The organism is Pseudomonas sp. WS 5059 (genome assembly GCF_012985525.1).
Taxonomy (GTDB): Bacteria; Pseudomonadota; Gammaproteobacteria; order Pseudomonadales; family Pseudomonadaceae; genus Aquipseudomonas.
Genome location: NZ_JAAQWO010000003.1, coordinates 143875 through 160171 on the forward strand (window position 1 = coordinate 143875; position 16297 = coordinate 160171).

The window sequence follows — 16297 nt, forward strand, 5'->3', positions numbered from 1 at the left end:
AGGAAGAGCGATTTGAACGTTTGGCAATGGCTACCCCTTCCCGGCAGTGATGACCCTGCGGCTCTGAAACTCTCGGTCAGTGGTGTGAGGTATTCCGGCTATCTATGGCGATCTCGGATAAACGACTCATCCAGTCTTTTAATTAATTTTTGCGAGAGTTGGTGATGGCTTATTTTCCCTGTTTTTTATCTGTCGTTTTTGTCGTTCGTAATCAGGGCGATAAAATAGAAAAAATACTGTCCGAAGCTGCCGAAGTCATTGCGAAAACAGTCAGCGACTATGAGCTGATCGTTGTTGATAACGCGTCCGATGATGACAGTGTCATGGTCTTGAAGGGCCTGACAAGTGAGAAGGGCCTGGCCAACTTGCAGGTCTATGCGCTGACCAAGGAAGTGGACACCGACACAGCGTCCTGGGTCGGCCTGGAAAACGCCTTGGGTGACTATGTCGCGGTCATCGATCCGCTGGTGGACGACATCAACTTCGTCCCCCAGATGCTTGATCAAGCCGTCAGCGGTGCCGATGTGGTCTTTGCCCACAACGAACAAAAGAGCACCCAGAGCCTGGCCTATCGTTGGGCCAACGCGGTGTTCCACAGCATGTACAACCGCTTCAACGGGGTTCATCTTGCCAAGGAAGCGCCTCAGTACCGCATTCTCAGCAAGCGCGTGATCAATTTCATCCTGCAACACCCCCAGCCTTCGATGACGTATCGGCATCTGCCGGCCACCGGTGGTTTTGCCCGGGCCTACCTCAAGTACAGCGCCGTGCCCCAGGCCTCCAGCCCCAAGCGGCTGGGCGACAGTATTGATCGTGGCGTACGCTTGCTGGTTTCCACCACGCGCGCGCCTATGCGCCTGGTGACCTACCTTTCGCTGTTTGGCGCGGTTGCCAACCTGGTGTACTGCGCCTATGTGATCTCGGTGGGTATCTTCAAGGCTGATGTAGCGCCTGGCTGGATCAGTTTCTCGCTCCAGCAGTCGGGCATGTTTTTCCTGATCTCACTGGTGCTGCTGGTGCTGGGTGAATACATCCTCAACATGGCCAGCCTGTCGAATGAAGGGCCGCTTTATCATGTAGGCCAGGAGTTCACCAGCGCGCGCATGACCCGGCGCGAGAAGCTGAACATTGAAGAGGTAGCACCAGCTTCGGTCGCGCCCAAGGCTCAGCCCAGCGAACGAGTTTCCTGATGTCGAGCGCCCAAGCCAGCCAGCCTGAGCAGGATGCCGTCATCATCGGTGGGGGGTTTTACGGAGCAGCCATTGCGGTCTACCTGGCCAAGCAACGGGGCTTGAAACGGATCCTGTTGGTAGAGCGCGAGCCGGCACTGATGATGCGCGCCAGTTACAACAACCAGGCACGTGTGCATAACGGCTATCACTATCCGCGCAGCTTCACCACGGCCTATCGCAGCCGGGTCAACCTGCCCAAGTTTGTGCAGGACTGGCCGCAGGTGGTCAAGCAGGACTTTACCAAGCTGTACGCCATTGCCCGGCGCAACTCCAAGGTCACGGCCAAGCAGTTCGAGCGTTTTTGCCGGGACATCGGTGCGGACCTCAAACCCGCCGATCCAGCGCTGCGCGACTTGTTCGAACCACGTTTGATCGAAGAAGTATTCCTCGTCGAAGAATATGCGTTCGACACCACTCGCCTGGCAGCCTGGGCGGCTCGCGAGCTGGCAGAAAGCGCTGTGCAGATCCGTTACCAGACACGGGTCACTTCAATTTCCAGGGGCGCCGAGGCGCCTTTGCAGGTGGTCACCCAAACCTCCCAGGGCGAGGAAGCGCTGACGACTTGTCGCTACGTCTTCAACTGTACGTACAGTGGCCTCAATCAGTTTGCGGGTGATTTCGCGGGGGTCAGTACCGGCCTCAAGCAAGAGATCACGGAAATGGCCTTGATGCAGATGCCCGAATCCCTCGAAGGTTTGGGCGTCACGGTGATGGACGGCCCGTTCTTTTCACTGATGCCATTCCCGGCCCGTGGGCTGCATACCTTGTCCCATGTACGCTATACGCCGCACTTGCACTGGAACGATGAAAAAGGCCTCGACCCCTACGAAAAGCTACGGCTTTATGAGCGCGATACACGGGTCGATCGCATGGTCAGGGACGTCGGGCGGTATATCCCCGAAGTGCTCAAGGCCCAACACAAGGATTCGCTGTTCGAGGTCAAGACCATCCTGGTGAAGAACGAAGGGGATGATGGACGCCCGATTCTTTTCGAAAAGCACGCCGAGTTGCCAGGTTGCTTTTCCGTGCTGGGTGGCAAGATAGACAACATTTACGATGTGCTTGAAAAACTGGATACCGAGAGTTTTTCCCATCAAGGTCAATAAAACTTCAGGTTTGGAGCGGAAAAAGATGAATTCGCTTATTGGTTTCTCCGGGTTTGTCGGGGGCACGCTTCTTAAGCAGGCTTGCTTCGAGGACTTGTACCGGTCCACCAACATCGGTGAGATAGAAGGCAAATCCTTCGACCTCGTGGTCTGTGCCGGCGCCCCGGCGCAAAAATGGATTGCCAACCGCGAGCCTGAGGCCGACCGCCAGAAGATCGAAGCACTGATCGCCCATCTGAAAACCATCCAGTGCAAGACCTTCGTGCTGATCAGCACAGTGGATGTGTTCAAAAGCCCTATCGGCGTTGATGAAGACACCCCGGTCGATGAGTCCGGCCTGCATGCCTATGGCCTGCACCGTCGGCTGCTGGAAACCTTCGTTGAAAGTCATTTTCCGAATCACTTGATCGTTCGCCTGCCGGGGCTCGTCGGGCCTGGATTGCGTAAAAACGTGATTTTTGACTTCCTCAACGACAACAACCTGCAGGCGATCGATAGCCGGGGCGTGTTCCAGTTCTACCCGATGATCAACTTGTGGTACGACATCCAGACCGCACTCGAGGCGGGGCTCAAGCTGGTCCACCTGACTGCCCAGGCAGTGAGTGTCGCCGACATTTCGCAGAAGGGCTTCGGCAAGCCTTTCACCAATACCCTGGCCAATGCGGCTGCTACCTATGACATGCAGACCAAGCATGCGCAGCTGTTTGGCGGCACTGGGCGCTATCAGTACAGCGCTCGCGAAACCGTGCAGGCCGTACGGGCCTATGCGCAGTCGGAGCCGCTCAAGGCCGCATCGGGAGCACAGGCATGAGGCTGGCGATTTCCAATATCGCGTGGGAAACCACCGAGGACGAAGTCATCGCTGAACTGCTTGCGCGCTTTGCCGTGGATGCGATTGATATTGCACCGGGCAAATACTTCCCCGAGCCTGCCAAGGCCACGGACGCAGAGATTGCGCGGGTCAAGGACTGGTGGGCGCAACGTGGTATTGCATTGACCGGCATGCAGGCACTGTTGTTTGGCACGACGGGCCTGAATGTCTTCGGCTCCGTACAAAGCCAGGCGGCCTTGCTGCAACACCTGGCGGGCGTGTGCCGCATTGGCGCAGGCCTGGGTGCGACACGGATTGTATTTGGCTCGCCAAAGAACCGAGATCGCAGTGGTTTGACCGACCAGCAGGCGCAGGATGGCGCTGTGGCGTTCTTCCGGCAATTGGGCGATATCGCCCAGGCGAGCGGTGTGACGATCTGCCTGGAGCCCAACCCCACCTGCTACGGGGCGAACTTCATGACCAACAGTGCACAAACCGCAGTGGTGGTGCGGGCAATCGACCACCCGGCGATCCGCATGCAACTGGATACCGGGGCGCTTGCGATCAACGGTGAAGACCCATTCACCGTGCTTGAGGACTGTGCCGAGTTGATCGGGCATATCCACGCCAGTGAACCAGACTTGCTCCCGCTGGGTGACGGCGGTACTGACCATGAAAAAATGGCACGTGCCGTAGCCCACTACTTGCCCGGGCATGTGGTCACCATTGAGATGGTGGCGACCAAGACCGAAGCCCATGCGCAATCGATCGAGCGTGCGCTGCAGGTTGCCCGCCAGCATTACCGCGCCTGCGACGAGGTGACGGCATGAGCATCAAATGGATCATCTTGATCCTAGGTATCTTGTCGAACGCCTCCGCCAGCGTCCTGGTGAAGATGGCGATGATGCCCCCGCGCAAATTCCCTTCCTTGAGCGACCCGATGGCGGCACTCAGCAACTGGCCGTTCTGGGTCGGGCTGGTCCTGTATGGTGCTGCGTTCCTGCTTTATGCCGCAGCATTGGCCCGTTTGCCGCTGAACGTGGCACACCCGGTCCTTACGGCCGGGGCTATCGCGACGGTCGCCCTGTTTTCCCTGCTGTTTTTCCGTGAGTCCTTCCACTGGACCACGGGAGTCGGCATCGCCCTGGTTATTGCTGGCGTAGGGCTGATCACAGCTCGCGTCGTTTGATGGAAATTAAAATGACTTCTTCTGATATTGCTCCCGATGTACGTGCCGGCTGGCAGGTACCGTCCTATGACACGCCACTCTGGCTAGGTCGCCAGCACCCCTGGTGCGTGGTCATTCCGGTCATCAACGAAGGCGACCGGATCAAGAACCTGCTCGCCCGTATGGCGGCGTTCAACATCGCAGACATGGCCGACATCATCATCGTCGATGGTGGCAGTTCTGATGGCTCGCTTGAGTTGCAATCACTGCAACAGGTGGGTGTGCGCGGCCTGCTGGTCAAGACTGCCCCGGGCAAGTTGAGCGCGCAGTTGCGCTGCGCCTACGCCTTCGCCCTGGACCAGGGCTACGAAGGTATCGTGACCATCGATGGCAACGACAAGGATGACCCAGAGGCCATCCCGCGCTTTATCGAAGCGCTGCAGCAGGGTGTGGATTTTGTCCAGGCTTCGCGTTTTGTCCAGGGCGGTGTTGCCGAGAACACCCCCAAGTCCCGCGATTTTGCTATCCGTTTTATCCATGCGCCGATGCTGAGCCTATTTTCCGGCTTCAAGTGGACAGATACCACCCAGGGCTTTCGTGCCTACAGCCGCAAGATGCTGATTGATCCGAAGATGGCGATCTTCCGTGATGTGTTCGATACCTACGAGCTGCTTGCCTACCTGTCGTATCGCGCGCCGAAACTGGGCTATCGCTGCGTAGAACTGGCGACCGTGCGCCGCTACCCCCAAGGTGAAGTGCCTACCAAGATCAGTAGCGTAAAAGGCAATCTTTCGGTGCTGGCGGTATTGTTCCGAGCCTGTTTTGGCAAGTACAACTAAAGATCTGGTAGTGAAATGTTCAAGCATCTGGAAATGAATGAAAGGGTTTCTTCAGTGCTGGCGTGTGTGGTTATCACGGCGTTTGCACTGTTGTTATGTCTGGGTATCTCGACCGCACCCAAGTATGCCGACTTCATCGTGGGCTACATCAGTTGGACCGCAGATACCAAGTTTCAGGACCAGGTGGTTGCTCCAGTATTCATCGCCGTTCTTTTCTGTGCGTTGCTGTTTTTTACCTCCTTGATGGGGCGCCAGAAGAAACAATTCGGTAGCGACAGCGCACTGGTTTTATCCAACCAATGGTTGTGGTGGTCGCTCCCTGCGATTACCGCTATTGCATGCATGGTGCTTGGCACGGATTTCGAGCCGAAAGTCCTCTACTGCTCGGTGTTTGGTGTCTCGTTTATCGCTTTGGCAGCCACGGTTGGCGCGGTCAAAAAAATCAATGTGGACCCTCGGATATTCGGCCTGGGGGCGCTCGGTATCCTGTTGCTGGCGCTGGTACAGCTGGAGGTGGTGTTGGCGCTGGGCCGCGCGCCAGCTGCCTGGAGCGATGGGGTTGAGTTGTCCAGATACGCCAAGCCCACCTATGGGATAGCCATCGTCGGATGGATCCTGGGTATGGCATACATTGTGTGGAGCCCCAAGGGTTTTGCGCGAATTGCCCCATGGCTGTTGATGGCTGGTCAATTGGGTCTGTCGACCTTTTACCTGGCGCTGTATCCCGCTCGCATACAAGAGCCAGATGGCAGTATTTCCAAATACGAGACCACGGTCTGGTTGAAGATACTGGTTATCGGAATGCTGGTTTGGGGCGTGGTGGATGTACTGCGGCGTTTGCGTCGGTATACATCAACCAGCGACATTGCCACGCTGCTTTCGCCTATCGCGTTTTTCGGCTTGCTGGTGGGCTTGAAAATGGGCACGACCATTTTCCCCAACATCAGCGCCGACGATTATCACTTCGGTGAAAGCTTGTTGGGCTGGTGGTCCTATATGCAGGGGGCTATTCCCTATATTGACTACGTTCCTGCCCACGGCATCATCGGCGATGACCTGACCCAGTTCTTATCATTTGTGTTTTATGACGGTTCTGCCGGCAGCATTATTCATGTCGGTAATCTCAGCATCGCGCTGTTGTCTTTTGCCGCCTTCCTGTCGCTCTACTATTTTTCGCGCAGTATCGGGTTGGCGTTTGCCGCCATCTTCTTCCTGACGGCCAATATTATCTGGCTGTTTCTGATCCCGTTTCTCTGCCTGTGGTTGAGCCCGTCGTTGCGCCAGCGTCCCGAGCGCTGGCTGCTGGTCTGGATGATCACGGCGCCGCTGGTAGTCCTCGGAATCCCGCCACAAGGGCTGCTGCTTGCGGCGGCGTCTGGGGTGATGGCTGCTTATTACGCCTGGCACCTCTGGAAAGCTCCACGCCCCCGCAAGCTGAAGGGCATTCTGATTACAGGCGTAGTGCTACTGGTGTTGGCGGTGGTTACGCCCGCAGGGATCATGCTGTTGGGGGCTATCCGTTATGTCCTGGAAAATGGCCCTATCAACCAGGTTGCCTACGGCGTGCCATGGGCGTTGAGCTGGGAGGGCGCGCGCAAAGGCTTTGTGTTTGAAGCCTTGCGCATGTCCTGGATCGCTATTCCTCTGGCGTGCCTGATGTTGGTACATCGCTGGTTCCAGACACCCGAGCGTCGTCTCGACACCTTGCTGCCATTGCTGGTGGTGTTCCTCTTTGCGCTGTTGTTGATCCCTTATTCGATGGGACGCGTCGACCCAGGTGGTATGTCTCGTCCGGGGTTGGCGGCGAGTTTCGGCTGGGCGATCCTGTTGCCTGTCGCGTGTTGGGGCGTGCTCAGTGCGCGCAATAAAGTGGTCATGGTTGTCCTGGCTGCGAGCATGAGCGCATCCCTGGGGTTCTCGCCGGTATCGATCAATAACCTGGTCAAATCCACTACGGCTGTTATCAGCACTCAAGGGTTGGGAATCAGTGATGGCGCCGCTGCTGGCCTGCCGAATATCGGCCGCTCCTTTGTACAGCCTTTTCACTGGGACAGGCTGACCCGTTTGTCGCGAGTATTGACGGACAATGTTCCGGCTGGCGAAACCTATCTGGACCTGACTTCCCGCAACGCCCAGTACTTCTACCTGGGTTATCGGCCCCTGCTGCCGGTCACTGCGGCGTACAACATGGTGTCGCCAACCCAGCAGTTGCGGGCTATCGAGACCCTCAAACAAGACCTGCCGACCATCGCCTTGCTGGAAGGGATGAACATCATCCACGACGGCGGCGGCCTGGCGCTGCGTAATCCGTACCTGTATCGGTTCGTTGTCGATCACTACGACCCGGTCTATGTGGATGGCTTCATTCTCGGGCGTAAAAAGGGCAGCGCCTCGGCGCCAGTCACCAGTATCGAAATACCCCTGATGGACTTCACCGATGCGAACTGGAGCCACGGCATCAATCGCACTGTCGCAGCGCTCTATGTGTCCGATCCGGGTATGTTGGCGGCGTTGAAGGTGGGTGATCAGATTCAGGTCAACCAGAGCGAGATTCGCCGGATTCGCGAGATACGTGCCGCGGGTCAAAGCATATGGCTGGAGGGCCCGGCGTTGCAGGTTTCCGACGCTGACCCGATCAGCCACCCACGCTTGATCGAACCTCGCCCCGAAGCGATTGCCGAGTACCAGGCAGCCTTGCTGCAGCGCGCTTTTGCATCAACGGACCTGAAGAAAATCCCGGTTGCCTGGGGCCGTTCCCAAGTCTCCCTGAACAACAAGATGGCACTGATCAACAGTCTGGATGACGTAAAGCCGAGCCTCAATCAATTGGTGGCACAAGAAAGCAGCTACCGAGTGGATGGCGGTGATCCGTCGATGAGTTTCGATCTTGCGGCGCTGAATCTGTCTGGTCACGACGCTGGCCTGCTCAAGTTCGAGTTCCGCTGCTCCGGCCGCGCCGCCGAGCCGCGTATGCAGGTGTTCTGGTGGGGGGATGGGCAGCAGGGGCCGTTCGAGGCCTCCAGCGTTCGTTTCAATGCAGAGGACGGGACGTTGATCGTGCCACTGGATGCATCACCGCGCTGGTTGACGTTGCAGCATGTGAAGGGCATCCGGATTGATCTGGACAATGCCGGCGCTTGCAGCAGTTTCAAGGTCGATAACCTGGGGCTCTACCAGCGACAGCACTGAAGTAAGGTGCTCGCAACCCACAAGACCCGATGTCTCTGGCGGACATCGGGTCTTGTCGTTTCAGTCCTGTGGGGTGCTGCTCAGGTCCACCAATACCGCACCAGATGAAAGAAAATCGGCGCCGCAAAACACACTGAATCCAGCCGATCCAGCATCCCGCCGTGTCCTTCGATCATATGTCCCCAATCCTTCACGCCTCGGTCGCGCTTGATCGCCGACATCACAATCCCGCCGGCAAAGCCCAGCAGGTTGATCAGCAGTGCAATCAGGAAGGACTGCCAGGGGTTGAACGGGGTGGTCCACCACAGCGCTGCGCCGATCAGGGAGGACAGCAGGATCCCGCCGACAAAGCCTTCGACGGTTTTCGACGGTGACAGGTTGGGCGCGATCTTGTGTTTGCCGAACAGTTTGCCGCACACGTACTGCAATACATCCGAGAGCTGCACCACGATCACCAGGTACGCGATCAGCAGCAGGTTGCGGCCCTCGTAGCCGACGATATCGAGGGTCAGCAGCGCAGGCACGAAGGACACGCAGAACACCGCGATCATCAGCCCCCATTGCACTTTCGATGCGCGCTCCAGGAAGTGCGTGCTGTCGCCGCCCAGCGACGCCAGGATGGGCAGCAGCAGGAACACGTAGACCGGGATAAAGATCGAGAACAGGCCGTACCAGTCAAAGTAGATCAGCAGGTATTGCAGGGGCAGCGCCAGGTAGAACGCGGCGACCAGTGCCGGGTAGTCGCTGCGGCGGGTGGGCGTGAGGGTGAGGAATTCGCGCAGGGCGTAGAACGATACGGCGTAGAACAGCAGGATCACCGCGCCGGTGCCGAGCCAGAAAGCGATGCCGATCACCACCACCATCACCCACCAGGCATTGATGCGGGCGTTGAGGTTGTCGATCACCGCGTTGGCTGTGCCACGGGTGCGCAGCTTGAGGATCAGGCCGATCAGCGAGGCGAGCACCAGGATCATGCCGATGCCGCCGAACAACATCAGGGTTTGGCTATCCATGTCAGGAATGCTCCGGGGCGAGGGCGAGCAGGGCGTCGCGGCTGCGGGCGAGAAACAGGGCCTTGTCTTCACCGTCCTGCAATTGCAGCGGTGCGCCGAAGCTGGTGGTGCACAGCAGCGGCAGCGGTAGCACCCGGCCCTTGGGCATCACACGGTTGAGGTTGGCGATCCACACCGGGATCAGTTGTGCCTGTGGGTAACTTTTTGCCAGGTGATACAGGCCGCTCTTGAAGGGCAACAGGCCATCTTCGAGGTTGCGTGTGCCTTCAGGGAAAATGATCAGCGAATCGCCCTGTTCCAGGGCCTCGAGCATCGGCTGCAAGGGGTTATCCACAGGGTCTTTGCGCTCGCGGTCGATCAGCACGCCGTTGAACACCCGGTTGATGATGTAGCGGCGCAAGGCGCTCTTGTTCCAGTAGTCGGTGCCGGCCACCGGGCGTGTGGCTTTGCGCAGGTTCTGCGGCAACGACGCCCACAGCAGCACGAAGTCGCCGTGGCTGCTGTGGTTGGCAAAATAGATGCGCTGCACCGGTTCCGGGGCGCAGCCCAGCCACAGGCTGCGGGCACCGGTCACTGTGCGGGCCATGGAGGTAATCAGGGTCGCGACCACGGGTTCGAACATGAGGATTCCTTATCCGGCGAAGGGCAGCCACGGGCTGGCCAGGATGACGGCCAATGTCAGTAACACTTGCGCGCCCAGCAGGTAGGCCTGTTTGCGCAGCAATTTGAGGGCACCACGCCGACGTTCGGTCCAGGGGCGGCTGGGGCGATTGGCAGGTTGCAGACTCAGGGCCTGCAGGGTCTGGTCCAGTTCGGCGGTACGTTCTATGTCCTTGGCCATCAGCGCAAACAGGTCGGCGTCGAAGGCCACCCGCAGCGCCCAGTACTTTTGCAGCAGCCCGAGGATAATCATCCACAGGCTGAGCAGCAGGCAGATCGGCGTGATACTGACCATCAACAATTGCGCCAGGCCAAACAGCACCCCGAGCAAGGTCAGGCCTGTGGATAACTGATCCAGCGAACGGCCGCGGCGCAGCAGGCTGGCGACTACCTGAAGGTGCATGTCAGCGGGCATAAGGCAGTGCTCCCAAGGCTTGACGGTGATTGGCGTGCAGGACCACATCCGGCCGTGCTGTACGAATAATAGCCAGTGCCTCGTCTACCGTGCTCGCCCGCCCGCTGTGCAGCAGCCATGCCGCCACGGCGCTGGCACTGCGCGAGTAGCCGAGGGCGCAGCACACCAACAACGGCCCGTGTTCGTGCAAGCGCTCAATGGCTTGGGCCGCCTCCAGGCACTGTGCCGGTGTGGGTGCAGTCAGGTCGAGGACGGGCAGGGCATGGTAAGCGCGGCCTTGTGGATAAACAGGCAACTCGGCACACAGATCGACCACCGCATTGAATGAACTCAGCTGCGCTGGCGTCGGAATTCGCCCCAACCACACGTTATCCACAACCCGGTCAGGCTGTGGATGTTTGCGCGTCCACAGCCGCGAGTTGAGCCACGCCGCCGCGAGATAAGGCGCATACAGCCAGCGTGCTGCCGGGCTGAGGCGGCCATCGGCGCGTTTCTGAAAGCCTGCGGCGCCCAGCAGCCAGTAGTTGAGCGCCACCAGCAACACCGCGACGGCAGGCCACAGCAGCCATAACCAGGCGCCGCCCCCGGTAAAGGCCGCTATCGCCAGCACCAGGGCGCCCACGGCGTAACGCACACCCAGGCGCCAGCGTTTCGGGTCTTTGGCCAGGCGCGCATGCAACAGCGGGCTTGGATGATCCACCGGCCAGAGCCACACGCACAGCCAGCCGGCCAGGGCGCCTGTGGGTAAGTCGATAAAGTGATGTTGGTACGTGGTCAGCACCGAAACACCAATCAAAGCGAACCAGCCATGCACCAGCCAGCGCCACAGGCCTTGGCTATGCCGCTGGTACATGACCCACAGGATCACCAGCAAAGCGATATGCAGCGACGGCGCCTGGTTGAACGGTTTGTCGAACCCCGCCAGCACTGCGAACAGCCAGCCGAACACGCCGTCCATTTCCGGGCGCTCAAAGGTGAACCGCAACGGCCAGAGCAGGAAGCAGCTCACGGCAATCACCTGGGCACTGAGCAGGCGCAGGGCATGTTGCTTGAGCTCATGGTGACTGTTGGGCAGCAACAGGGAGAAGCCGTAGAGCAGGTCAATCGACCAGTAGGGCACGATGGTCCAGGCCCAGAACGGCATATGGGTTTCCCAGCCGAACACCAGGGTGCCGACATCGCTGCGCTGGCTGGTGACCCAGGTGGAAAAGCCGTAGGTGCTGAAAAACAGCGGCGCCAGAAGCAGCAGCCACAGCAACGCTGGTTTGAAGAGGCCCGGTTCGCGCATGGTCAGATCTTCTGCGCCAGCGACACGCTGAAGATGCCCCATTCATCCACACGCTGGGTGATCTTGCGAAAGCCTGCCGCTGCCACCAGTTGATCCATCTCTGCCTGGCTGCGACGGCGCATCACCCAGGCCCGGCCCTGGCGATGGCTGGTCAGGGCACGGGCGATCAGTTCCAGTTGCGGGTGCCACGGTTGGCCGGTGTACACCAGGTAGCCCCCGGGCTCCACGGCTTCGGCCAGGCCGGCGAGGGAACCCCCGACCATGGCGTTATCGGCAAACAGCTCATACAGCCCGGACACCACCGCCAGCGTCGGCTTGGGCGCCAGCGCTGCGAGGTCGGCCCGGTCGAAGGCATCGCCTTTGACGAACTGCGCAATATCCCCCAGGCCTTTCTCGCGAATCAGCGCGCCACCGTCGCGCACGTTGATATCGCTGTAGTCGCGCAACAGGATCGATTCCGGCAGTGGAGAAACGCCCTGCAAGGCTTCCAGAATGTACCGACCGTGCCCAGCGGCGATGTCGACGATGCGCACCTCGCGCCCGTCGTCGCGCAGCTTGGCCATGGCCAGGCGCAGCAACTCTTCAACGTGCAGTTTGCGCTGGCGGATCCCGCGCCAGCCGATGGAGTTCAGGTAGTTGGTGTCGATCATCCGCCCCAGCGCGCCTTTGCCGGTGGGGGTGTTGCGGTACACGTAGTCCAGGGTGCTGCCCGAGTCGAAACCGGTGTCGAAGCCCAGCTTCACCCCCTCGGACAACTTGCGGCCCAGGCCCATGCTGGCGCGGGTCATGCGCCAGTACAGGTCACGCAGGGAGTTGCGCGGCAGCGGCGCGGCGAGGGATTCGGATTCGGCGCAGGTCGCGCCGATCTTGTCGGCGTCCAGCAGGCTGGCGCGGTCCAGCGGGTGGGCAAAGTTTTGCAGGATAAAACGCCTGGCGCTGGCCAACGCCACGGCGCGATCCCGTTCGCCGAGGGTGTCGTGGAAAAAGCCGGGCAGGATGTGCAGTTCCTTTTGCAGGCTGCCAAGGCGCTCGAAGAACTGTTGCTGGGGTTTGCGATGCACCACGAAGTCCGAGCCGGAGATCAACAGCTGGGTCGGCACCTGGATCGCCTGGGCATCGGCGACCACACGGTCGGCCGCTTCGTACAGGCCCAGCAGCACATTCACCGAGATCGCCTTGGTGATCAGTGGGTCAGTGTCGTAGGACGCAACGCGCTCTGGGTCATGGCTGAGGAACTTGGCCTTGACGTAGCTGTTGACGAAAAAGTTGCCGCGAAAGCGCCGCATCAACCCCAGGCCTGGGCGGGCGAAGGGCACGTAGAGCTTGACCTTGAACGCCGGGGAGGCGAGCACCAGGGCGCGGATGTTCGGCGCGTAGTCGTGGACCCAGGTGGCGGCGATCACCGCGCCGACGCTCTGGGCGATGACCGCGAGGTTTTCTGCCTCGATGCCATAGGTGGCGCCGATATGGTCGCAGAACGTCTGCACATCCCGCGCGCTGGTGGCAAAGCTCGGGCTGTCGCCACGCTCGCCGGGGGACTGGCCGTGGCCACGGGCGTCCCAGGCGAAGAAATCGAAGTGCGGCAGGTCCAGTTCATCCACCAGGTGCGCAATACGCCCCGAATGCTCGTGGCCTCGATGGAACAGCAGGATCGCCTGGCGTGGCTCGGGCCCGGCGGCGCTGGTCGCGGGCCAATGCCGATAAAAAAGCGCTACGCCGTCGTGGGTGCTGAAGGTGTGCTGTTGCTGTTCGCGCATCGCAAGATCCTTATGCCGTCGGAGGGATGTCTGGTTGTTCTTTGAGGCCCTGGCGTACACGGTTGACCAGGGTGTAGGCGAGCAAGGCCGCCACCAGCCACATCACCCCGTCGACCCAGCCGGCACCGAGCCAGCCCAGGGCCACGCCAGTGGCCAGTACGCCGAGGACGAACGCCCGATCACTCTTGCCCATGGGCCCGTCATAGCGCCGCGATGCGCCGACCATCGGCCCGAGCACTCCGGCGTACTCGCTGAACACCGCCAGCAGTGTCACCAGCAACACCGGCGCCAGGCCGACCCCGGGGATCAGCGCAAACGGCAGGATCAGCGCGCTGTCGGCGATCACATCGCACAGTTCATTGAGGTAGGCGCCCAGGCGTGACTGTTGGCCGAATTCCCGGGCGAGCATGCCGTCGATGGCATTGAGGGCCATGCGCAGGATCATCCACAACGGGATCAATACGAACACCCAGGCGTGCTGGGCGAAACCGGCGATCAGCAGGCCCACCAGCAGCGACACGATGCCCGCCAGCACGGTGATCTGGTTGGCGGTGGTGCCGTTGTCATACAGGCGCTGCACCAGGGGCCGCAGCAGGTTCTGAAAGCGCGGTTTGAGCTGATAGATCGAAATCATGAGAGTGACGCTTCCTTGTCCGTGATCCCGCGAAAAAGCTGCTGCGAGTGTGACGATAAATCGCGGTGCGCACTAGTGATGGCTCCTACAAGGATTCAGGAAACCAGGAAAATTTTCACAGCGCTGTAACGCCCCTCCGGCATCTCACTCTAGTGCTGTGTCGGGACTGAACAAACCGTTTAGCCGACCCCCTACAGACCCATGAGGAATACCACAATGAACTTCAAGAACGCTGTTTCCGGTGCTGCCCTGGCCATCGCTGCCGCCACGCTGTTTGCCGGTGTCGCGACCCAGGCACAAGCCGCCGATGAAGCGAATGTGCACTGCTATGGCGTGACCTCCTGCAAAGGCATGAACGATTGCAAGACCGCTGAAAACGCCTGTAAAGGCCAGGCTGTCTGCAAGGGCCATGGTTTCAAGGCCATGACCAAGGCTGCTTGTGATGCAGCTGGCGGCAAAGTCGGCGAATAACCGCGAATACGTGATCCCGCAGCGGTGTGCACGTCGCTGCGGACACTTTCCAGGAGTTCGTCATGTCGGCATCGGTTCCTTGCCTGGGCTACGGCCTGGGACTACGCAGCACTTACTATCAGCAGATTCTCGAGCAGTCGCCGGCGGTGGACTGGTTCGAAATCGTCTCCGAGAATTATCTGGTCCAGGGCGGCAAAGCCCTGTACTACCTGGACGCCATCGCCGAGCGCTATCCGCTGGTGATGCATGGCGTGTCCCTGTCCATCGGCGGGCCCCATGCCCTCGATAGGGACTACCTCACGCAACTCAAGCAATTGGCCGACCGGGTCAAGCCGGCGTGGGTGTCCGATCACCTGTGTTGGAGCCGGGGCAACGCCCATCAGTTGCATGACTTGTTGCCGCTGCCCTACACCGAAGAAAGCCTCTACCACGTTGCTACCCGCGTGCGGCAGGTGCAGGAGGTGCTGCAGCGGACGCTGGTGCTGGAAAATGTCTCCAGCTATGTGCGCTCAAAGGCCGATGAGTTTACCGAGTGGGAATTTCTCAGCGCCTTGAGCCATCTCAGTGGTTGCGAGCTGCTGTTGGACGTGAATAACGTGTATGTCAGCTCGCGCAATCATGGCTTCGATGCCTGGACCTTTATCCGCAACCTGCCGCCGCACAGCATCCGCCAACTGCATTTGGCCGGGCATATGGACTACGGCGACTACGTGGTCGATACCCATGACCACCCGGTATGCGATCCGGTGTGGCAGCTGTTTCAACAGACCCTGGAACACCTGGGGCCGGTGGCGACGTTGTTGGAGCGCGATGACCATTTCCCGCCGTTTGCCGAGTTGCTCGACGAACTGGGCAAGGCCCGTGAGCTGGGGGCTGGCGCCCTGGCCCGGAGGTCGCTATGCGCTTGATCGATTGGCAACTGGCATTTGAACGGCATCTATTGGCAGACACCGACGCCAGCGGCTTTGCCAGCACCTTGATCGGTGGCCCGACCCTGGATGTCGACACGGGCCTGGCGATCTATCACCACGCCTATCGGGCCCGTTTACTGGAAGTGATGCAGGGGGATTTCCCGGCTGTGTGGCACTGGCTGGGGGATGAGGAGTTTGCCGGGCTGGTAGCGGCCTATGTGCAGCGATATCCATCGGCGCATTTCAGCTTGCGCTGGTTGGGGCAACGGTTTGCAGGCTTTATCGGCGAGCATCTGGTCGCCGAACAAAGCGCGCCGCTGGCAGAGCTGGCGTGCCTGGAATGGGCCTTTACCCTGGCGTTTGATGCGTCCCCCGGCCAACCCCTGAGCCTGCACGACATGGCGCAACTGGCGCCTGAAGATTGGCCGGTGTTGCAGGTCGAGTGGGTGCCGGCGGTACAGCAAGTGTTGTGTCGCTTCAACAGCCTGGAGATCTGGCGCGGGGTCAAGGCACAGGCGACGTTTCCCGGCAGCCAGCCGTTGTCGTTGGCCCAGGTGTGCCTGATCTGGCGTGACCAGCAGGTGTGCCGCTTCCGTAGCCTGGAGCCCGCCGAGGCTTATGCCCTGGCCGGGATGGCCGACGGCGGTTGGAGTTTTTCAGAACTGTGCGCCGAATTGGCAGTCACTTATCAAGAGGGCGCGCCGCTACAAGCTGTCACGTGGTTGAAACAGTGGGTTGAGGACGGTTTGCTGCAACGTCGGGCACCATAGAAGGCGGCTATTGAATCGATAGCCAGCTACTTT

The 16297-nt window shown here is 60.0% G+C and carries 16 protein-coding genes; 10 read left to right on the forward strand and 6 right to left on the reverse strand.

Annotated features, from left to right (window positions below):
* Nucleotides 1-164: 164 nt before the first annotated feature.
* Genes HBO12_RS09530 through HBO12_RS09560 form a run of 7 tightly spaced genes read left to right on the forward strand, consistent with a single transcriptional unit; the run spans nucleotide 165 to nucleotide 8345 of the window.
* Nucleotides 165-1190 carry a glycosyltransferase gene (locus tag HBO12_RS09530; protein ID WP_169954057.1) on the forward strand — a complete coding sequence of 342 codons (1026 nt, stop codon included), beginning with the start codon at nucleotides 165-167 and terminating at the stop codon, nucleotides 1188-1190.
* On the forward strand, nucleotides 1190-2338 hold the full coding sequence (locus HBO12_RS09535) for an NAD(P)/FAD-dependent oxidoreductase (protein ID WP_169954056.1): 1149 nt from the start codon (nucleotides 1190-1192) through the stop codon (nucleotides 2336-2338). The genes HBO12_RS09530 and HBO12_RS09535 overlap by 1 nt, the downstream gene beginning before the upstream one ends.
* Complete coding sequence (locus HBO12_RS09540) at nucleotides 2295-3149, forward strand: NAD-dependent epimerase/dehydratase family protein (RefSeq protein ID WP_346343162.1); 855 nt, start codon at nucleotides 2295-2297, stop codon at nucleotides 3147-3149. The genes HBO12_RS09535 and HBO12_RS09540 overlap by 44 nt, the downstream gene beginning before the upstream one ends.
* Complete coding sequence (locus HBO12_RS09545; RefSeq protein WP_170042016.1) at nucleotides 3146-3979, forward strand: sugar phosphate isomerase/epimerase family protein; 834 nt, start codon at nucleotides 3146-3148, stop codon at nucleotides 3977-3979. The genes HBO12_RS09540 and HBO12_RS09545 overlap by 4 nt, the downstream gene beginning before the upstream one ends.
* A 2-nt stretch (nucleotides 3980-3981) precedes the next feature.
* Nucleotides 3982-4338: an SMR family transporter gene (locus HBO12_RS09550; protein WP_057440644.1), complete on the forward strand. Its 357-nt coding sequence runs from the start codon at nucleotides 3982-3984 to the stop codon at nucleotides 4336-4338.
* An 11-nt stretch (nucleotides 4339-4349) separates the two neighbouring features.
* Nucleotides 4350-5156 carry a glycosyltransferase family 2 protein gene (locus tag HBO12_RS09555; RefSeq protein ID WP_169954053.1) on the forward strand — a complete coding sequence of 269 codons (807 nt, stop codon included), beginning with the start codon at nucleotides 4350-4352 and terminating at the stop codon, nucleotides 5154-5156.
* Between the two features lie 15 nt (nucleotides 5157-5171).
* Nucleotides 5172-8345: a hypothetical protein gene (locus HBO12_RS09560; RefSeq protein ID WP_170042017.1), complete on the forward strand. Its 3174-nt coding sequence runs from the start codon at nucleotides 5172-5174 to the stop codon at nucleotides 8343-8345.
* 80 nt (nucleotides 8346-8425) lie between these two features.
* On the opposite strand, the gene HBO12_RS09565 is transcribed toward HBO12_RS09560, so the two are convergent.
* Genes HBO12_RS09565 through HBO12_RS09590 form a run of 6 tightly spaced genes read right to left on the reverse strand, consistent with a single transcriptional unit; the run spans nucleotide 8426 to nucleotide 14112 of the window.
* Nucleotides 8426-9358, reverse strand: coding sequence for a phosphatidate cytidylyltransferase (locus HBO12_RS09565; RefSeq protein WP_170042018.1), 933 nt, complete (start codon nucleotides 9356-9358; stop codon nucleotides 8426-8428).
* 1 nt (nucleotide 9359) lies between these two features.
* A complete protein-coding gene (locus tag HBO12_RS09570; RefSeq protein ID WP_169954050.1) occupies nucleotides 9360-9980 on the reverse strand; it encodes a lysophospholipid acyltransferase family protein in 621 nt (206 codons plus the stop codon).
* A gap of 9 nt (nucleotides 9981-9989) precedes the next feature.
* Nucleotides 9990-10433 carry a hypothetical protein gene (locus HBO12_RS09575; protein ID WP_169954049.1) on the reverse strand — a complete coding sequence of 148 codons (444 nt, stop codon included), beginning with the start codon at nucleotides 10431-10433 and terminating at the stop codon, nucleotides 9990-9992.
* Nucleotides 10423-11721, reverse strand: coding sequence for a phosphatase PAP2/dual specificity phosphatase family protein (locus HBO12_RS09580; protein WP_170042019.1), 1299 nt, complete (start codon nucleotides 11719-11721; stop codon nucleotides 10423-10425). Before HBO12_RS09580 ends, HBO12_RS09575 begins: the two co-directional genes overlap by 11 nt.
* 2 nt (nucleotides 11722-11723) lie before the next feature.
* A complete protein-coding gene (locus HBO12_RS09585) occupies nucleotides 11724-13478 on the reverse strand; it encodes a bifunctional alpha/beta hydrolase/class I SAM-dependent methyltransferase (protein ID WP_170042020.1) in 1755 nt (584 codons plus the stop codon).
* 10 nt (nucleotides 13479-13488) lie between these two features.
* Nucleotides 13489-14112 carry a CDP-alcohol phosphatidyltransferase family protein gene (locus HBO12_RS09590; RefSeq protein ID WP_170042021.1) on the reverse strand — a complete coding sequence of 208 codons (624 nt, stop codon included), beginning with the start codon at nucleotides 14110-14112 and terminating at the stop codon, nucleotides 13489-13491.
* A 216-nt stretch (nucleotides 14113-14328) separates the two neighbouring features.
* Between HBO12_RS09590 and bufA2 the strand changes: the two genes are divergently transcribed.
* From bufA2 to HBO12_RS09605, 3 genes are all read left to right on the forward strand, one after another.
* Nucleotides 14329-14583, forward strand: a complete 255-nt coding sequence (gene bufA2 / locus HBO12_RS09595; RefSeq protein ID WP_169954045.1) for a BufA2 family periplasmic bufferin-type metallophore — start codon at nucleotides 14329-14331, stop codon at nucleotides 14581-14583.
* A gap of 62 nt (nucleotides 14584-14645) precedes the next feature.
* The gene (gene bufB / locus HBO12_RS09600; RefSeq protein ID WP_170042022.1) at nucleotides 14646-15491 is read left to right on the forward strand and encodes an MNIO family bufferin maturase; all 846 of its coding nucleotides are present in this window, start codon (nucleotides 14646-14648) and stop codon (nucleotides 15489-15491) included.
* Complete coding sequence (locus HBO12_RS09605) at nucleotides 15482-16264, forward strand: HvfC/BufC N-terminal domain-containing protein (protein WP_169954043.1); 783 nt, start codon at nucleotides 15482-15484, stop codon at nucleotides 16262-16264. The genes bufB and HBO12_RS09605 overlap by 10 nt, the downstream gene beginning before the upstream one ends.
* The last annotated feature ends 33 nt before the right edge of the window (nucleotides 16265-16297 follow it).